We start from the raw sequence: 783 nt of genomic DNA, 5'->3' as shown, positions 1-783 counted from the left end.
AAACATAATCCAAAAGATATCCTCCAATTTCAATAAACATCAGAAGCTGTAAACAAACATAAAAGACTCCGCCGTGATGCTGCACCTGGCACGCAAGGCGTTCTTCCCGGGCAAACTGCCGTTTCCGGTGATGCACGTCGACACCCGCTGGAAATTCCAGGAAATGTACAAGTTCCGCGACAAAATGGTCGAAGAGCTGGGCCTGGACCTGATCACGCACATCAACCCGGATGGCGTGGCGCAGAACATCAACCCGTTCACCCACGGCAGCGCCAAACACACCGACATCATGAAAACCGAGGGCCTGAAACAGGCGCTCGACAAGCATGGTTTCGACGCAGCGTTCGGCGGTGCCCGTCGCGATGAAGAGAAATCCCGCGCCAAAGAGCGCGTGTACTCTTTCCGTGACAGCAAGCACCGCTGGGACCCGAAAAACCAGCGTCCAGAGCTGTGGAACGTCTACAACGGCAAGGTCAACAAGGGCGAATCCATTCGTGTGTTCCCGTTGTCGAACTGGACCGAACTGGACATCTGGCAGTACATCTACCTCGAAGGCATCCCGATTGTGCCGCTGTACTTTGCCGCCGAGCGCGAAGTGATCGAGAAGAACGGCACGCTGATCATGATCGACGACGACCGAATCCTCGAGCACCTGTCCGATGAGGACAAAGCGCGCATCGTCAAAAAGAAAGTGCGTTTCCGTACCCTTGGCTGCTACCCGTTGACGGGCGCGGTGGAGTCCGAGGCTGAAAGCCTGACGGACATCATTCAGGAAATGCTCCT

The 783-nt window shown here is 55.4% G+C and carries 1 pseudogene; it reads left to right on the top strand.

Going from position 1 to position 783, the window contains the following annotated elements:
• Positions 1–61: 61 nt before the first annotated feature.
• A pseudogene (cysD, locus tag ACIOU6_RS23295) lies at positions 62–783 on the top strand (sulfate adenylyltransferase subunit CysD); the annotation flags it as partial.

It is taken from the genome of Pseudomonas sp. NPDC087615, from assembly GCF_044743445.1.
Lineage (GTDB): Bacteria > Pseudomonadota > Gammaproteobacteria > Pseudomonadales > Pseudomonadaceae > Aquipseudomonas > Aquipseudomonas baetica_A.
This window is presented reverse-complemented; position numbering and strand designations above follow the sequence as displayed.